Origin of the sequence: Pseudomonas sp. FW300-N2F2, from assembly GCF_017351655.1 — a bacterium.
In the GTDB taxonomy this organism is placed as follows: Bacteria; Pseudomonadota; Gammaproteobacteria; order Pseudomonadales; family Pseudomonadaceae; genus Aquipseudomonas; species Aquipseudomonas fluorescens_AA.
Genome location: NZ_JACNDQ010000003.1, coordinates 511,152 through 528,751, shown reverse-complemented (window position 1 = coordinate 528,751; position 17,600 = coordinate 511,152). Strand labels below are relative to the sequence as shown.

At 63.0% G+C, this 17,600-nt stretch carries 15 protein-coding genes; 2 read left to right on the top strand and 13 right to left on the bottom strand.

Going from position 1 to position 17,600, the window contains the following annotated elements; all coding sequences use genetic code 11:
* Positions 1–931: 931 nt before the first annotated feature.
* The 11 genes from J4E63_RS23110 to J4E63_RS23060 form a co-directional block, all read right to left on the bottom strand.
* The gene (locus J4E63_RS23110; protein ID WP_039592540.1) at positions 932–2,224 is read right to left on the bottom strand and encodes an adenylosuccinate synthase; all 1,293 of its coding nucleotides are present in this window, start codon (positions 2,222–2,224) and stop codon (positions 932–934) included.
* A gap of 54 nt (positions 2,225–2,278) precedes the next feature.
* Positions 2,279–3,466, bottom strand: a complete 1,188-nt coding sequence (locus tag J4E63_RS23105) for an ATP phosphoribosyltransferase regulatory subunit (RefSeq protein ID WP_207283464.1) — start codon at positions 3,464–3,466, stop codon at positions 2,279–2,281.
* A gap of 313 nt (positions 3,467–3,779) precedes the next feature.
* Positions 3,780–4,649 (bottom strand): protease modulator HflC, encoded by an 870-nt coding sequence (gene hflC / locus J4E63_RS23100; protein ID WP_192261967.1) that lies wholly within the window; start codon positions 4,647–4,649, stop codon positions 3,780–3,782.
* The gene (gene hflK, locus J4E63_RS23095; RefSeq protein ID WP_060739421.1) at positions 4,649–5,821 is read right to left on the bottom strand and encodes an FtsH protease activity modulator HflK; all 1,173 of its coding nucleotides are present in this window, start codon (positions 5,819–5,821) and stop codon (positions 4,649–4,651) included. Before hflK ends, hflC begins: the two co-directional genes overlap by 1 nt.
* 85 nt (positions 5,822–5,906) lie before the next feature.
* Positions 5,907–7,208, bottom strand: a complete 1,302-nt coding sequence (hflX, locus tag J4E63_RS23090; RefSeq protein ID WP_060739422.1) for a ribosome rescue GTPase HflX — start codon at positions 7,206–7,208, stop codon at positions 5,907–5,909.
* 12 nt (positions 7,209–7,220) lie between these two features.
* On the bottom strand, positions 7,221–7,481 hold the full coding sequence (gene hfq, locus J4E63_RS23085; protein ID WP_003186419.1) for an RNA chaperone Hfq: 261 nt from the start codon (positions 7,479–7,481) through the stop codon (positions 7,221–7,223).
* 91 nt (positions 7,482–7,572) lie between these two features.
* Positions 7,573–8,544: a tRNA (adenosine(37)-N6)-dimethylallyltransferase MiaA gene (gene miaA / locus J4E63_RS23080; RefSeq protein ID WP_060739423.1), complete on the bottom strand. Its 972-nt coding sequence runs from the start codon at positions 8,542–8,544 to the stop codon at positions 7,573–7,575.
* Positions 8,544–10,457: a DNA mismatch repair endonuclease MutL gene (mutL, locus tag J4E63_RS23075; RefSeq protein WP_207283463.1), complete on the bottom strand. Its 1,914-nt coding sequence runs from the start codon at positions 10,455–10,457 to the stop codon at positions 8,544–8,546. The genes miaA and mutL overlap by 1 nt, the downstream gene beginning before the upstream one ends.
* Complete coding sequence (locus tag J4E63_RS23070; RefSeq protein WP_060739425.1) at positions 10,454–11,884, bottom strand: N-acetylmuramoyl-L-alanine amidase; 1,431 nt, start codon at positions 11,882–11,884, stop codon at positions 10,454–10,456. The genes mutL and J4E63_RS23070 overlap by 4 nt, the downstream gene beginning before the upstream one ends.
* Before the next feature lie 3 nt (positions 11,885–11,887).
* Positions 11,888–12,355, bottom strand: coding sequence for a tRNA (adenosine(37)-N6)-threonylcarbamoyltransferase complex ATPase subunit type 1 TsaE (gene tsaE, locus J4E63_RS23065; RefSeq protein WP_003197219.1), 468 nt, complete (start codon positions 12,353–12,355; stop codon positions 11,888–11,890).
* The gene (locus J4E63_RS23060) at positions 12,343–13,842 is read right to left on the bottom strand and encodes an NAD(P)H-hydrate dehydratase (protein WP_207283462.1); all 1,500 of its coding nucleotides are present in this window, start codon (positions 13,840–13,842) and stop codon (positions 12,343–12,345) included. Before J4E63_RS23060 ends, tsaE begins: the two co-directional genes overlap by 13 nt.
* Before the next feature lie 63 nt (positions 13,843–13,905).
* Between J4E63_RS23060 and queG the strand changes: the two genes are divergently transcribed.
* Positions 13,906–14,985: a tRNA epoxyqueuosine(34) reductase QueG gene (queG, locus tag J4E63_RS23055; RefSeq protein ID WP_060739427.1), complete on the top strand. Its 1,080-nt coding sequence runs from the start codon at positions 13,906–13,908 to the stop codon at positions 14,983–14,985.
* Here queG and J4E63_RS23050 read toward each other — a convergent pair.
* Together J4E63_RS23050 and orn are read right to left on the bottom strand one after the other, a co-directional pair.
* On the bottom strand, positions 14,967–15,581 hold the full coding sequence (locus tag J4E63_RS23050) for a trimeric intracellular cation channel family protein (protein WP_170866829.1): 615 nt from the start codon (positions 15,579–15,581) through the stop codon (positions 14,967–14,969). The two genes, queG and J4E63_RS23050, sit on opposite strands and share 19 nt — an antisense overlap.
* A 261-nt stretch (positions 15,582–15,842) precedes the next feature.
* Entirely contained in the window at positions 15,843–16,385 is a 543-nt protein-coding gene (orn, locus tag J4E63_RS23045; protein ID WP_060739428.1) for an oligoribonuclease, read from the bottom strand.
* A 109-nt stretch (positions 16,386–16,494) separates the two neighbouring features.
* On the opposite strand from orn, the gene rsgA reads away from it, so the two are divergent.
* Positions 16,495–17,526: a small ribosomal subunit biogenesis GTPase RsgA gene (gene rsgA, locus J4E63_RS23040; RefSeq protein ID WP_072407102.1), complete on the top strand. Its 1,032-nt coding sequence runs from the start codon at positions 16,495–16,497 to the stop codon at positions 17,524–17,526.
* Positions 17,527–17,600: the final 74 nt, after the last annotated feature.

Sequence of the window (17,600 nt, the reverse complement as noted above, 5' to 3'; positions counted from 1 at the left end):
CGCGCATAGCGGTGGCACTGTCAGCCGCCGCGCCCTTGAGGCTGTCGCCGACCAATTGATCGCTGCTGGCGATCAAGGCCGAGAAGCGTTGGTCCAGCGCCTTCAGGTCGGTTTCAACGGCCGCCGTGGAAACCCCCATCAAGACTTTGCCAATCTCGACGCCGTTGGGGTTGATCGAGGCTTCGAGGTAATACACCGACGGATCGTTCTTCGCCGCGTCCAGCACCTTGTCCAACGCCCGCTCGCCCTTGCCTTTTTCCAGCAGCGCCTTGTTGATCGGGTTTTCCCGGTTCAGGTAGCGCGTCAGGTGCTCACCTGCGGCGTCGTCATAGATGACGAACAGCACGTTGGGATTGCGCTGGGCCCGACGGGCGAATTCAGAGAGGGTGGGCACGTCGTTATCCCACATGGCACGCGGCGCAACGGAAGCCAGGAGTTGCGCCATATCATTGGCGGAATCCCTCAAGTCCTTCTCCAAGGTCCCACGCAACTGCGCCTGCTCGTCCTTCAGGCGAGCAGACAAGCCGGCATTGAGCCGCTGGCGGGTATTGGCGGACAGGCTGTCCAGGCTCGACGTAACCTCTCGCCCGGCCTGCTCCAGCTCGGCGGAAAGCTTCTGGCTGTCCGCCCCCAACCGCGCGCCCAGATCGGCTTCCAGCGCCGTGACGGTGCTTCGGGTCAGCGCAACGGCTACCAGCACCTGCACCAAAAGGGCGACCCCCAGGGTAACGAACACAGGCCGCAGCAAACGGCTTTGTAACAGTGAGAGAACGGCCGACACGTGAAATCCCTCTACCAAACGCCATTAATTTGATGGCACTCGGGAAAGCGGTGCCTTAATGGAGTTGCATAGCAAGTGTCGTGCCGCCCGGCAGGCAGAAACGACAAAGGGCCCCAACGAGGGCCCTTTGTTTTTTACATCAAAGACTTATCAGCCGAACGGATGACGCAGAACGATGGTTTCGTTGCGGTCCGGCCCCGTCGAAATAATGTCAATCGGCGCACCGACCAACTCTTCGACGCGCTTGATGTAGTTGCGCGCTGCCACAGGCAGTTCTTCCAGGGTCTTGGCGCCGACGGTCGATTCGGTCCAGCCTGGCATCTGCTCGTACACGGGCTCCAGGCCGATGTAGCTGTCGGCGTCGGTCGGTGCGTCGATGACAGCGCCGTCCTGGTTCTTGTAGCCCACGCAGATGTTGATGGTTTCCAGGCCGTCCAGCACGTCCAGCTTGGTCAGGCACAGGCCCGAGATGCTGTTGACGTCGATGGCGCGACGCAGGATGACGGCATCGAACCAGCCGCAACGACGGGCACGGCCGGTGGTGGCACCGAATTCGTGGCCACGCTTGGCCAGGAAGGCGCCGACGTCGTCGAACAGCTCAGTCGGGAATGGACCCGAACCGACGCGAGTGGTGTAGGCCTTGGTGATACCCAGGATGTAGTCCAGGTACATCGGGCCGAACCCCGAACCGGTGGCGATGCCGCCGGCAGTGGTGTTGGAGCTGGTGACGTACGGGTAGGTACCGTGGTCGATGTCCAGCAGCGAACCCTGGGCACCTTCGAACATGATGTCCTTGCCGGCGCGACGCAGCTCGTGCAGCTCGGCGGTGACGTCGAGCATCATCGGCTTGAGCAGCTCGGCGTATTCCATGCACTCGTCCAGGGTCTTCTGGAAGTCGATGGCCGGCTCTTTGTAGTAATTGACCAGGACGAAGTTGTGGTAGTCCAGCAACTCGCCCAGCTTGGCGGCGAAACGCTCACGGTGGAACAGGTCACCGATGCGCAGGCCACGACGGGCCACCTTGTCTTCGTAGGCCGGGCCGATGCCACGACCGGTGGTGCCGATCTTCAGCTCGCCACGGGCCTTTTCACGGGCCTGGTCCAGCGCCACGTGATAGGACAGGATCAGCGGGCAGGACGGGCTGATACGCAGGCGCTCGCGCACCGGTACGCCTTTTTCTTCCAGCTTGATGATTTCCCGCAGCAAGGCATCGGGCGCAACCACCACACCGTTGCCGATCAGGCACTGGACGCCTTCGCGCAGCACGCCCGACGGAATCAGGTGCAGGACGGTTTTTTCACCGTCGATCACCAAGGTGTGGCCTGCGTTGTGGCCACCCTGGTAGCGCACTACGGCGGCAGCATGTTCGGTCAGCAGATCAACGATCTTGCCTTTGCCCTCATCACCCCACTGGGTGCCCAGGACTACGACATTCTTACCCATAACACTTGTCCTCATTCGCGCAAACTTGGTGCCGGCCGCAGCCGGCGGGAAAACTCAAGAAGCCAGCGGCAATACTTGCCAAAGCCCGTTCTGCTGAATCAATTGCCGGTCGCAGTCCGCTTCACGGGCGGCGGCCAAAGGCTGCCCAGGCAAGGCCTGGACGACACGCTGACCCTCACTGCGCAACTGACAGACTGCCTGCCAGAGTGCTGCATCCGTACTGTCAGGCATCCAGATACCGCCAGACGGTAGCTCGACTTCAGCACGCCCCAGGGTCACCAGGGTTTTCAAATCGGTAGAGAAACCGGTCGCCGGACGGGCGCGACCGAAGTCGGCACCGATGTCGTCATAACGGCCGCCCTGGGCGATGGACTGGCCCACGCCCGGTACAAACACGGCGAACACGACGCCGGTGTGATAGTGATAACCGCGCAACTCGCCCAGGTCGAAATACAGCGGCAACTCGGGGAAACGCACCGACAGACGCTCGGCAATCGCCAGCAAATCGTCCAGCGCGGCCAACACCGGCGCCGGCGCATGGGCCAGGCGCTCAAGGGCAGCGGCCAATACTTCACGCCCGCCGCACAGGTCCACCAGCGCCCGCAGCATGCCCGACAGATCGGCCGGCAGGCCCTCGGTCAGGCTGATGACTTCGTCGATGGCCTTGCGCTGCAGGGCATCGAACAGCTGTTGCTCCACTTCGCCGGACAAACCGGCCGCACGGGCCAGGCCGCGATAGATACCGACATGCCCCAGGTCCATGTGGACATCAGGCACGTCAGCCAGTTGCAGCATGGCCAACATCAGGCTGATGACTTCCACGTCGCTGCTCGGGCTGGCATCGCCATACAACTCGGCGCCCAGCTGGATCGGGCTGCGCGAAGATGACAAGGCACGCGGCTGGGCATGCAGCACGCTGCCGGCGTAGCACAGGCGGCTCGGGCCTTCACGGCGCAGGGTATGGGCATCGATGCGCGCCACTTGCGGCGTGATGTCTGCACGAAAGCCCATCTGCCGGCCCGACTGCGGGTCGATCACCTTGAAGGTGCGCAGATCCAGGTCCTGGCCCGCGCCGGTGAGCAGGGATTCCAGGTACTCGATATGCGGGGTGACGACGAACTCGTAACCCCAGCTCTGGAACAGATCCAACACCTGCCGACGCGCTACTTCGATACGCGCAGCTTCCGGTGGCAGTACTTCTTCGATGCCATCTGGCAGCAGCCAGCGGTCTACCGTTGCCATTACGCCATTCCCCTATGGTCCGGGCGGCCAGCCCTCGGGCAAGCCTTGAGTGAAGCAGAAAATACTTGGCCCACGCGCAAAACACGCGCATGAGCGACGTGACGAATGGCCAGCAATCGGCCTCGCCCAGCACTTTCCTCGAAAAACCTGTCGAGTCGTTCAACCCGATGCCTGCAACCAAAACCACAATCAAACGTGCAGACGCAAAAAAGCCGGGAATTTCCCGGCTGCCGCATCATACACACGTTTTCCCAAAGGATCACCCCGCCCGATGCTTTAGCCGCCGGGCGGAGTGTTTCAGGTCAACGCCGCATCAAGGCTTGGACTTTTCCAGGTAGTGGAAGAAGTCGCTGCTTGGGTCCAGGACCATGACGTCGGATTTGTTCGCGAAGCTTTCACGGTAGGCACGCAGGCTACGGTAGAACGCGTAGAACTCCTGATCCTGACCATAAGCCTTGGAGTAGATCGAAGCGGCCTGGGCATCACCATCACCCCGGACCTCTTCCGATTCACGATAGGCTTCGGCCAGCAGCACGCGGCGTTGGCGATCGGCGTCGGCACGGATGCCTTCGGCCAGCTCGTTACCCTTGGCGCGGTGCTCGCGGGCTTCACGCTCACGCTCGGTGCTCATCCGCTCGAACACGCTGCGGTTCACTTCCTTCGGCAGGTCGATGGCCTTGACCCGGACATCGACCACTTCGATACCCAGCTCTTTTTCCGCCATCGTGTTCAGCGAACGGGTGATGTCGGCCATGAGCGCATCACGCTCACCGGACACCACTTCATGCAACGTGCGCTTACCGAACTGGTCACGCAGGCCCGATTCGAGACGACGGGACAGACGCTCGTCGGCGATCTGCTTCAGGCCCGAGGTCGCGGTGTAGAAGCGCTCGGCATCCTTCACGCGCCACTTGGCATAGGCGTCCACCATCACGGCTTTCTTTTCCAGCGTCAGGAAGCGTTGCGTCGGCGCATCCAGCGTCATCAGGCGAGCGTCGAACTTGCGCACCTTGTTGACGTAGGGCACTTTCACATGCAGCCCCGGCTGGACATCAGCCTGGACCACGCGACCGAATTGCAGCAACACCGCGCGCTCGGTCTGAGCCACGATGTAGAAGCAGTTCCAGGCAGCGATCGCCACGACGACACCGACAATAAGGGCGATCAGCGATTTATTGCTCATCAGCGACTCTCCCTGGTACGTGCTTGCTGTTGTTGCAGGTCCGCCGCTGCGCGGGTGCCGGCCTCATTACTGGCCGCCGCCGAACTGGCCGGTGGCGTGCTGGTGTTGCGACCGCTCTCGACCATCTTGTCCAGCGGCAGGTACAGCAGATTGCTCTGGCCGTTCTTGTTGCCGGTCACGAGGACCTTGCTGGTGTTACTGAAGACTTCCTGCATGGTGTCCAGGTACAGACGCTGGCGGGTCACTTCAGGGGCCTTGCGATACTCGGCCACCAGCTTGGTGAAGCGATCGGCCTCACCCTTGGCACGGGAGACCACTTCATCGCGGTAACCGTTGGCATCCTCGATGATGCGCTGGGCCTGGCCACGAGCTTCCGGCACGACGCCGTTGGCATAGGTTTCAGCCTGGTTGCGCGAACGCTGCTCGTCTTCACGGGCACGGATCACGTCGTCGAAGGCTTCCTGGACCTCACGCGGTGCCGCTGCGCTCTGGACGTTGACCTGGGTGACGGTGATACCGGTGCGATAGGTATCGAGGAACCGTTGCAGGCGTTCCTTGATTTCGCTGGCCATCAGTTCACGACCTTCGGTCAGCACCTGGTCCATGGCGGTGGAACCCACCACATGGCGCAGGGCACTTTCGGTCGCGTGCTGCAGGCTGGTTTCCGGCTGATCGACGTTCAGCACGAAGTCCTGCAGGTTGGTGATCTTGTATTGCACGGTCAGCGGCACCTCGACGATGTTCTCGTCTTCGGTCAGCATCTGGCCCTGCTTGGTGTACGCCCGCTCACGCGTGACGTTCTCCATGAACTTCTGGTCGATCGGCGGGAAATAGATGTTCAGGCCCGGACCAACCGTCTCGTAGTACTTGCCGAAGCGCAGCACCACGGCTTGCTCCTGCTCGTCCACGACATAGACCGCGCTGTACAGCCAGACAGCCGCCAGCACGACGAGACCGATGCCGAGCAGGCCGAAACCGCCGCCCTTGCCGGAACGACCGCCGCCCTCGTCACCGCGTTTCTTACCACCACCGAACAAACCGTTCAGGCTTTCCTGCAGCTTTCGGAAGGCCTCGTCGAGATCCGGCGGCCCCTTGCGGTCGCCGTTGTTACGACGCTTGCCACCCCAAGGATCCTGATTATTCGAGTTGCCACCCGGCTCATTCCAAGCCATAGCGCTCTCCATCTGATAAAGCAAAGACGCACCCACGGCGCGCCGACCAATGCTACAGAATGCCTGACACCGCTTTCTCAGGCTTTTATTGCAAAGTGTGTTGCTCGATGAATTCCATCGGTTGCAGCCCTTCGCGACTGACCAGTCGGTTGAGCTCCGCCCGAGGCAGGCGAACAGCCAGCAGGCAGACACCTTCTTCGTCGTGTTCTTCTTTTTGCACAGCCCCCAGCTCGAAAAACTGCGCACGCAGCCGGGCAAAACGTTGTGGCAATTTCAGGGTGCCGACAAACAGATCGCTGCCCAACAGCTCGGCCACGGCCTGCTTGAGCAGGTCCAGGCCGGTGCCATCGCGGGCCGACAGCCAGACCCGTTGCGGCTTGCCATCGGCATCGCGCTGGATCTGCGGCTCCACGCCTTCGAGCAAATCGAGTTTGTTGTATACCTCGAGGATCGGCAAGTCCTGGGCTCCGATCTCGCCCAGCACCACCATCACCTGCTCGATCTGCAGCATCCGGTCCGGCTCGGCGGCATCGATCACGTGCAGCAGCAGGTCGGAGTTGCTCGACTCTTCGAGCGTAGCCCGGAAAGCCTCGACCAGTTTATGCGGCAGGTGACGGATAAAGCCCACGGTGTCGGCCAGCACGATCGGCCCGAGGTCGTCCAGGTCGAGCCGGCGCAGGGTCGGGTCGAGTGTGGCGAACAACTGGTCGGCGGCGTAGACGTCGGATTGGGTGACATTGTTGAACAGGGTCGATTTGCCGGCGTTGGTATAGCCCACCAGTGAAACCGTCGGGATATCCGCGCGCTTGCGACCACGTCGCGACTGCTCGCGCTGGCTGCGGACCTTTTCCAGCCGCCCCTTGATCTGGCGCAGGCGAACCCGCAACAGGCGTCGGTCGGTTTCCAGCTGGGTTTCCCCCGGGCCGCGCAGGCCGATACCGCCTTTCTGCCGCTCAAGGTGAGTCCAGCCGCGGACCAGCCGCGTACTCATGTGCTCAAGCTGGGCCAGTTCGACCTGGAGCTTGCCTTCATGGGTGCGGGCGCGCTGGGCGAAGATATCGAGGATCAGCCCCGTGCGGTCGATCACGCGACACTCAAAGACACGTTCGAGGTTACGTTCCTGACTGGGCGTGAGGATGTGATTGAAAATCACCAGATCGACCTGCTCGGCATGGACCAGGTCGCGCAACTCCTCGACCTTGCCACTGCCGATCAGGAACTTGGCGGTTGGCCGATGACGCGGCACGTTGAAAAACGCGACGGTCTCGGCGCCGGCCGAAAGTGCCAATTCCTGAAACTCCTGCGGATCTTCGCGCGCCTCAGGGTCCTGTCCATCCAAGTGAACGAGAATGGCCCGTTCACCACCACCGTGGCGCTCAAAGAACAAAGGAGGCTCCTATCAGGCGTTACCCGGTTCAGCGTCACCGCCTTCGGATTCGGTTGCGCTAGGCAGACGAATTGGACGAACTGGCACCACTGTCGAGATCGCGTGCTTGTAGACCATCTGGCTGACGGTGTTTTTCAGAAGGATGACGAACTGGTCGAAAGACTCGATCGTGCCTTGCAGTTTGATCCCGTTGACCAGATAGATGGACACCCCAACTTTCTCTTTACGTAAAGTGTTCAAGTAAGGGTCTTGTAGCGAATGCCCTTTTGACATGTGCCGCACTCCTTTAAGGATCAATAATAAAAATCGGAATCAGATGGCTTGGGCCGTCACACCCCCAAGGATAGACGGCAATTGCAAGGACTCAGCTCAATATGGAGATGGTCCCGAGGTATTTCAAGGCGCGTGGCAGATTGTCGCAATCGAGACTGTCGAGCCAATGCAAGTCAGTCCAGCTGCGCAGCCAGGTGAACTGGCGTTTCGCCAATTGGCGCGTGGCAATGATCCCACGCTCCTGCATCTCGGCTGACGTCAGCTTGCCGTCCAGGTAATCCCAGACTTGCCGATAACCTACCGCACGTATAGACGGCAACCCGGCATGCAGGTCACTTCGCTCACGCAGGGCTACGACCTCGTCTATGAACCCCTGTTCCAACATTAATGTGAATCTTTGTTCAATTCGCCGATGCAGCACTTGCCGGTTCGCCGGAGCGATGGCCAGATTCGCGACAGTATAGGGCAATTGTTGCAGTCCCGAAGCGGCTGCTTCAGTACTTTGCGCAGATTGTCGCTGGCGCAGGGCAGTCATGCTCTGGCCGCTGACCCGATAAACCTCCAGCGCCCGACTGAGCCGCTGCGGGTCATTGGGGTGAATACGCGCCGCCGACTCCGGATCGATGACCGCCAATTGCTCGTGCAGGGCCTGCCAGCCCAGGCGCGCGGCCTCTTCTTCGATCTGCGCGCGCACCTCGGGATCGGCCGCCGGCATGTCCGCCAGCCCGTCGACCAAGGCCTTGTAGTACAGCATCGTACCGCCCACCAGCAGCGGGATCTTGCCCCGCGCGGTGATTTCGGCCATGGCCTGGAGCGCGTCACGCCGGAAATCGGCCGCCGAATAAGCCTCGGCCGGGTCCAGGATGTCGATCAGGCGGTGGGGAAATTCGGCCAGCAGTTCTTTTGACGGCTTGGCGGTACCGATGTCCATGCCCCGATAGACCAGGGCCGAATCGACACTGATCAACTCGCAGGGCAGGACTTTGGTCAATTCGATGGCCAGGTCGGTCTTGCCGGCGGCGGTCGGCCCCATCAGGAAAATCGCGGGTGGCAACGGGCTCATCAACGACCGCGCAGGAACAGTTTGTCCAGGTCGTCCAGGCCCAGTTGGGTCCAGGTCGGCCGGCCATGGTTGCATTGACCGCTGCGCTCGGTGTTTTCCATGTCCCGCAGCAGACCGTTCATTTCCGGCAGGGCCAGGCGCCGGTTGGCACGGATCGCGCCGTGGCAGGCCATGGTGCCGAGCAGTTCGTTCAGGTGCGCCTGGATCCGGTCGCTGGTGCCGTACTCCATCAGGTCCGCCAGCACGTCGCTGACCAGGCGATTGGCCTCGGCCTGCTTCAACAAGGCCGGGATCTGGCGGATCGCCAGGGTTTCCGGGCCCAGGCGCTGCAATTCGAAGCCCAGGCGCTGGAACCAGGCCACATGTTCTTCGGCGCAATCGGCTTCGCGCTGGCTGACGGCCAGGGACTCGGGCACCAACAGCGGCTGGCCGCTCAGGCCTTCGCTGGCCATGGCGATTTTCAGCCGCTCGTACATGATCCGCTCATGGGCGGCGTGCATGTCCACCAGCACCAGGCCTTGGGCATTTTCCGAGAGGATATAGATGCCTTTGAGTTGCGCCAGGGCATAGCCCAGCGGCGGAATGTCACCCTGGCCCTCGGGCATCGCCGCCGCGCCGGCTTCCGGCAGGGGCTTGAAGAATTCACGATAGGCCGCCTGGGCCTCGGCTGCCGGCACGTTGGATTGCGGGCGCGGGGTGTATTGATACTGATAGCCGCTGCCAGCACCGCTGCCGGCGGTGTTGTAGCTGGGCTGAGGCTGGGGCTGCTCCAGCAGGGCATTGGCCGCCAGGCGCATCTCGCCCTGTGGCCCGAATTCGCCGGCTTCCAGGCCCGTGGGCCGGACCATGCCAGCCATAGCCGCCGGAGCCGCCAGTTGGTCTTCCGGCCGCACATCGCCCAGGGCACGGTGCAGGGTGCCATAGAGGAAATCGTGGACCATGCGCCCGTCACGGAAGCGTACTTCGTGCTTGGTCGGGTGCACGTTGACGTCCACCACCGCCGGATCGACCTCGAAAAACAGCACGAAAGTCGGATGCCGGCCATTGAACAGCACATCGCGATAGGCCTGGCGCACCGCGTGGGCCACCAACTTGTCGCGCACCGCCCGGCCGTTCACGTAGAAATATTGCAAGTCCGCCTGGCTGCGGGAGAACGTTGGCAAGCCGACCCACCCCCACAGGTGCAGGCCGTTGCGCTCCACCTCGATGGGCAAGGCCTGTTCCAGGAACCCCGCACCGCACACCGCGCCCACGCGCCGGGCGCGGGCGGCATCGTCGTGGGCCTCGTGCAGGCTGAGGATGGTCTTGCCGTTGTGGCGCAAATGGAACGCCACGTCAAAACGCGCCAGGGCCAGGCGCTTGATGACTTCTTGCAGGTGATCGAATTCAGTCTTCTCGGCCTTGAGAAACTTGCGTCGGGCCGGGGTGTTGAAGAACAAGTCGCGCACTTCCACCGAGGTGCCCACCGGATGCGCCGCGGGCTGGACGCGAGACGCCATGTCGCGGCCTTCGGTCTCGACCTGCCAGGCCTGCTCGGCATCACGGGTGCGGGAGGTGAGGGTCAGGCGCGACACCGAACTGATGGACGCCAGCGCCTCGCCCCGGAAGCCCAAGCTCATGACCCGCTCGAGGTCTTCCAGGTCGCGGATCTTGCTGGTGGCATGACGCGCCAGGGCCAGCGGCAGGTCGTCAGAGGAAATACCGCCACCGTCATCGCGCACCCGCAGCAGCTTGACGCCGCCCTGCTCGACATCCACATCGATGCGCCGAGCCCCGGAATCGAGGCTGTTTTCCAGCAGCTCCTTGATGACCGACGCCGGACGCTCGACCACTTCACCGGCGGCGATCTGGTTCGCCAGCCGAGGGCTGAGCAGTTCGATACGGGCGGTGTTGCCGATCACTTCGTCACTCATTGCTTGGCCGCCACTTCATTGCTCGGAATGGTCAGGGTCTGGCCAATCTTGAGCTCATCGCTCTTGAGATTGTTGGCGCTGCGCAAGGTGGCGGGCGACACCTGGTAGCGCACGGCAATCATCGCCAGGGTTTCGCCCGGGTTGACGCGGTGATCCCGTGGCCCCTGGGCGATCTTGCCGGAGTCCCGCAGCCAGGCGATGTAGGTGCCCGGCGGTGGGTTCTGCTGGAAGAACTGCCGTACGCCGCTGCTGATGGAGCGGGCCAGGGCCTGCTGATGGCTCGACGTCGACAGTTTCGAAGCTTCGTTGGCGTTGGAAATGAACCCGGTTTCCACCAGGATCGACGGGATGTCCGGCGACTTGAGCACCATGAACCCGGCCTGTTCGACGCGCTGCTTGTGCAGCGGCGTGACGCGACCGATGTTGCTCAAGACCTTCTGGCCGACGTTCAGGCTGGAGGTCAACGAGGCGGTCATCGACAAGTCGAGCAGGACACCGGCGAGCATCCGGTCCTTGTCGTCGAGGCTGACGTTGCCGGCACCGCCGATCAGGTCGGAACGGTTTTCAGTGTCGGCCAGCCAACGGGCGGTCTCGGAAGTCGCGCCACGGTCGGACAGGGCAAACACCGAGGCCCCGAACGCTGCCGCCGAAGGTGCGGCGTCGGCGTGAATGGAGACGAACAGGTCAGCGCCTTTCTTGCGGGCGATTTCGGTGCGGCCGCGCAAGGGAATGAAATAGTCGCCGGTGCGGGTCAGTTCGGCGCGGAAGCCTTTCATGCCGTTGACCTGGCGCTGCAATTCACGGGCGATGGACAGCACCACGTCTTTTTCACGTTGCCCGCGCGAGCCCGAGGCGCCCGGGTCTTCGCCACCGTGACCGGCGTCGATCACGACGATGATGTCGCGCTTGCCGGCCGGGGCCGGTGGCAGTTTGAGCGCAGGCTCGGTCGGGGTCACCGGCACCGCTGGCACCGTGGCCACATTGGTCGGCGGCGGTGGCGGTGGCTCGGCATCGGCCGGGTTGTCGAACAGGTCCACCACCAGCCGGTTGCCGTACTGGGCGTTGGGGGCCAGGGTGAAGCTCTTCGGGGTCACGGCTTTTTTCAGGTCGATGACCACCCGCAGGTCGGTCGGCGTACGCTGGGCCGAGCGCATCGCGGTGATCGGCGTGTTGGCGGTAGCGACATTCAGCGGCGCCCCCAGAGTGGCGCCGTTGATGTCGATCACCAGGCGATCCGGGGCGGTCAGGGTGAATACGCTGTGCTGCACCGGCCCCGTCAGGTCAAACACCAGCCGTGTGTTGTCCGGCGCCCGCCAGAGGCGAACGCTGTTGACCTTTGTCTCGGCCACAGCATCGACGGCCAGTGCCGTAAGCAACAGTCCTACGACAGCAACCACCGCGCGAAAGCGCATACCAAACCCCATCATCAATTAGTTTTCCAATGCCAAAGCGGCACACCACGACTCACCACGGGAGCCTTGCGGCGTCAGTTTCAGCGAACGCCCGCCGTTCTGCGCGCCAATGGTAATGGTCAGGTCGGGCTTTGGCAAAAAGCCTGCACCCTTCTGGGGCCATTCGATCAGGCACAAGGCGTCATCTTCGAAATAATCGCGGATACCGAGGAATTCCAGCTCCTCGGGATCCACCAGTCGATACAGGTCGAAATGGAAGGCGCGAATATCGCCGATCTCATAGGGCTCGACCAGGGTGAACGTCGGGCTCTTGACTGAACCGACGTGCCCGAGGCCGCGAATGATGCCACGGGACAAGGTGGTTTTCCCCGCGCCAAGGTCGCCTTCGAGAAAAATCAGGCCGTGGCCGGCGGTGATCTGCGCGATGCGGGCGCCAAATTGTGTCATGGCTTGTTCGTCCGCCACGTACAGGGTTACTTCAGACACGGTGAATGCTCCTCCAACAACTGACGAATGGCCGGGATCAGATCGGTCGCCGCCAATCCCCGGCCCGACCGACCGACCTGGGCACCGGCACTGGCATGCAGCCAGACTGCCAGGCACGCGGCCTCGAAGCCGTCCATGCCCTGGGCCAGCAAGGCCCCGACCACACCGGCCAGCACATCCCCCAGACCGGCGGTGGCCATGGCAGGATGGCCTTGGCTGCAAACCGCCAGGCGACCGTCCGGGCTGGCGATCAGGCTGCCGGCGCCCTTGAGGATCACCGTGGCGCTGTATTTCTGGCTCAAGGCATGAGCCGCCGCCGGGCGGTCGGCCTGCACCTGGGCGACGGACATCTCCAACAGCCGCGCCGCCTCCCCCGGGTGCGGGGTGATGACGCACTGCTCAGGCAAACGGACATCGCCCCTGCTCAGCAGGTTCAGTGCATCGGCATCCCACACTTGCGGCAGTGGCGCATTGGCCGCCGCCGACAACAGGCTGCGTCCCCAGGCAGCCTGGCCCAGGCCCGGCCCGACCACCAGCACGCTGGCCTGCTGGAGCAAGCCCATCAATTGGTTCGCCGAATGGGTGCCCTGCACCATTACTTCCGGTAAACGCATCAGCGCGGCGGATACATGCTCACTGCGGGTCGCCAGCGAAACCATGCCAGCACCGCAGCGCAGGGCGCTTTCGGCGCTCATCTGGATGGCGCCGCCGAAGCCCCGGTCGCCACCGATCAACAGCACATGACCGAACTTGCCTTTGTGGGAAGTGGCGGCACGAGTTGTCAGACGAGGCAGATTGTGGGGCAGGAGCAGTCTGGCACTGGCCGGTGCCGTTTCAACAATATCCGGATCGGCGTGCAGGTCATTGAACACCAGCTCACCGACCCGGTCCGCCGCCTCGCCGGTGAACAACCCCAGTTTCAAGCCAATGAAAGTCACGGTCAGGTCGGCCGCCACCGCCGTGCCCAGCACCCGGCCGGTGTCGGCGCACAACCCCGAAGGGATATCCACCGCCGCGACCGGCAGGCCGCTGACGTTGATCGTATCGATGGCCTGCACATAAGGTTCGCGCACATCGCCATTCAGGCCGGTGCCGAGCAGCGCGTCCAATAGCACGCCGCGCAACTCCGCCTCGTCCGACCATGGCTCCATCGGCACGCCCACCGCCACGGCCTCGGCGTGGGCATTGGCGGCGTCCCCCTGCAATCGCCGGGGCTCGCCCACCGTCAGTACCCGCACCGACCAGCCGGCGCGCCGGGCCAGGGTCGCGACCAGGTAGCCATCGCCTGCATTGTTGCCATGGCCGGCCAGCACGGTCAGCTCGCGGGCGTCAGGCCAGCGTCGGACAATCGCTCGCCAGGTGGCGCGGGCAGCGCGCTGCATCAATTCGAAACCGGCGGTGCCTGCCGCGATCAGTTGAGCATCGAGGGCCCGGACCTGCGCGGCGCTGTACAGCGCGTCGGGAAAATCATCTTTAGTGTGCGGCATGCGTCTTCGGGCTCCGATGTCTGGCAGAATTATACGCATCTCAGCTCCGGTTTCTCTCGCCTCATGCCTGCCATTCCCACAGACCTCCCCGCCCTCGCCCAATCCATCAAGGAATGGGGCCGCGAGCTGGGTTTCCAGCAGGTCGGCATCAGCGGCCTGGACCTGGCCGAGCATGAACAACACCTGCAACGCTGGCTCGAGGCCGGCTACCACGGCGAAATGGACTATATGGGCGCCCATGGCAGCAAACGCTCGCACCCCGAGGAACTGGTGCCGGGCACGCTGCGGGTGGTTTCCCTGCGCATGGATTACTTGCCGGGCGATACGCAAATGGCGCAATTGCTCGGCCAACCGGAAAAAGCCTACGTCTCGCGTTATGCATTGGGCCGCGATTACCACAAATTGATCCGTAAACGCGTGCAGCAATTGGCGGAAAAAATTCAGGCGGTCATCGGCCCCTTTGGCTACCGTGCCTTTGTCGACAGCGCACCGGTGCTGGAAAAAGCCATCGCCGAACAGGCCGGCCTGGGCTGGATCGGTAAAAACACCCTGGTGTTGAACCGCAAGGCCGGCAGCTATTTTTTCCTGAGCGAGCTGTTTGTCGACCTGCCGCTGCCCATCGATCCACCCCACGGCACCGAGCATTGCGGAAAATGCACCGCATGCCTGGACATCTGTCCTACGAATGCCTTCGTCGGCCCCTACGTGCTCGATGCTCGCCGTTGTATTTCCTACCTGACCATCGAGCTGAAAAGCGCCATTCCTGAAGAGCTGCGGCCACTGATCGGCAACCGGGTGTTCGGCTGTGACGACTGCCAGATCGTCTGCCCGTGGAACCGCTTTGCCCGACCGTCCGGGGAAAGCGACTTCAAGCCGCGGCACAACCTGGACAATGCCGGGTTGGCCGAGCTGTTCATGTGGGACGAAGAGAAATTCCTCAGCAGCACCGAGGGTTCACCGTTGCGCCGTGCCGGTTACGAACGCTGGCTGCGCAACCTGGCGGTGGGCCTGGGTAATGCGCCGTCAACCATTCCCGTGCTGCAAGCGCTGGAGGCGCGGCGCGACTATCCGTCGGAACTGGTGCGTGAGCACGTGGCGTGGGCGTTGCGCCAACATGCCGAGCGTCAAACCTCGTCGTTGTAGACGAACTTCGGCATTTCCCAGTGAAAGCGAATCGCCAGGAGCCGCAGCAGGAAACCGCCGAACAAGGTAATGAGGATTGCCTGCTCGTTCGGCAGTTGCAGGAAGACACACAGCAGATAACACCACGCCGCGGCAAACGAGACGCTGGCGTAGAGTTCGCGACGGAAGATCAGCGGAATATCGTTGCAGAAGATGTCCCGCAGGATGCCACCGAACACCCCGGTGATCACCCCACTGACCGACGCCACCAGCATGCCATGGCCCATTTCCAGGGCCGTCATGCAGCCGATCAGGGTGAACGCCACCAGGCCCACGGCGTCGAGCACCAGGAACAGCGAGCGCAAATGGCGCATCCAGCGCGCCAGGAACACCGTCAGCATCGCCGCCGCGGTGGTCAGCACCAGGTACTCCGGGTGCTTGACCCAGGTGAGCGGGTAATGACCGAGCAGCACGTCGCGCACCGAGCCGCCACCCAGCGCCGTGACACAGGCGATCAGCACCACGCCGAACCAGTCCATGCCCCGCCGCCCGGCAGACAAGGCGCCGGTCATGGCTTCGGCGGTGATGGCGATCAGATAAAGCATCAGTAACATGATGGCGGTCCTTGCAGGAAGGCGCGCAGTCTAGCCAGTTTGGGCAGGCACCAAAAGAGGGCAAGGCAACGATCCCTGCCTAAACAGCCAGCCCACAGTCCAACCAGACTCCTGTGGCGAGAGAGCTTGCTCCCGCTCGGCTGCACAGCAGTCGCAGACCGGACAATGCGGCCTACCTGAAGGACTGTTGGGGCCTGCTTCGCAGGCCAGCGGGAGCAAGCTCCCTCGCCACACAAGCAATCTCACCAGTCGCCGGGGTGCCGGTTAGAACTTGATGAAATGCTTGCGGTAATGCTGCAACTCGGCGATGGACTCGCGGATGTCGTCCAGAGCCAGGTGGGTGCTGCCCTTCTGGAAACTGTCGCGCACTTCTGGCGCCCAGCGGGCGGCCAGCTCCTTGAGGGTGGAGACGTCCAGGTTGCGGTAGTGGAAGTAGCTTTCCAGGGATTTCATGTGGGTATAAAGGAAGCGACGATCCTGGCAGATGCTGTTGCCACAGATCGGCGACTTGCCCTTGGGCACCCACTGCTCCAGGAAAGCTAGGGTCTGGGCCTCGGCCTCGGCCATGCTGATCTTGCTCTCGCGCACCCGCTGGGTCAGGCCCGAGCCGCCGTGCTGGCGCGTGTTCCACTCGTCCATGCCGGCCAGGACTTCGTCGCTGTGGTGGATCGCGATCACCGGACCTTCGGCCAGGGTGTTGAGGTCGCTGTCGGTGACGATCGTGGCCATTTCGATGATGACGTCGGTGTCAGGGTTCAGACCGGTCATTTCCAGGTCGATCCAGATCAGGTTCTGCGGGTTTTGCATAGGGAAGCTCCTCGGCGTAGCCACGCAGTTTAGCTTAGGCAGGCCCTTGGGCGTGCTAAACTCGCCGCCGTTTTACCCTATTCGCTGCATTTCTTCATACGGAACACCCATGGCCAAACGCCAACTCAATCGTCGTCAGAACTGGCGCATCGAAAAGATCCAGGGCGAGCGCGCCGCCCGCGCCGCCAAACGCGAATCCAGTGCTGTCGAAGCCCTGGAGGGTGGCGACCTGGGCCCTGAACAGACCGGCCTGGTGATCGCCCACTTCGGCGTGCAGGTCGAGGTCGAGGCCCAGGAAGGCGAACTGGCCGGCCAGGTGTTCCGCTGTCACTTGCGCGCCAACCTGCCGGCGCTGGTGACGGGCGACCAGGTGGTCTGGCGGGCCGGCAACCAGGGCATCGGCGTGATCGTCGCGCAGTTGCCGCGCCACACCGAGCTGTGCCGGCCGGACAGCCGAGGCCAGCTCAAGCCCGTGGCCGCCAACGTCGACATGATCGTCATCGTGTTCGCCCCGTTGCCCGAGCCCCACGCCAACCTGATCGACCGTTACCTGGTGGCCGCCGAACACGCGGGTATCCGTCCGTTGCTGCTGCTCAACAAGTTCGACCTGATCGACGAACACAACGCCCCGGCGCTGAACGCCCTGCTGTCGGTCTATCGGGATTTGGGTTACCCGGTGCTGGAGGTCTCGGCCCATCACGGCAATGGCATGGAGCAGTTGCAACAGCAACTGGACGGGCGCATCAGTGTGTTCGTCGGCCAGTCTGGCGTCGGCAAGTCTTCCCTGGTCAACAGCCTGCTGCCGGAAGTCGAGACGCGCGTCGGGCCGTTGTCCGAGCTGTCCGGCCAGGGCACCCACACCACCACCACCGCGCGGCTGTTCCATTTCCCTGGCGGCGGTGAATTGATCGACTCGCCGGGTATCCGCGAATTCGGCCTGGGCCACGTCAGCCGGGCCGATGTTGAAGCCGGGTTCATCGAGTTCAACGAGTTGATCGGCACCTGCCGCTTCCGCGACTGCAAGCACGACCGCGAACCCGGTTGCGCCCTGCTCAAGGCCCTGGAAGAAGGTCGCGTGCATCAGCAACGGATGAACAGCTACCGCTCGATCATCGCCAGCCTGCCGGAAAGCAGTTACTGAGCTGAAAGGAAGGGAAGCCGGACACCATCGTGGCGAGGGAGCTTGCTCCCGCTGGGCTGCGAAGCGGCCCCAAA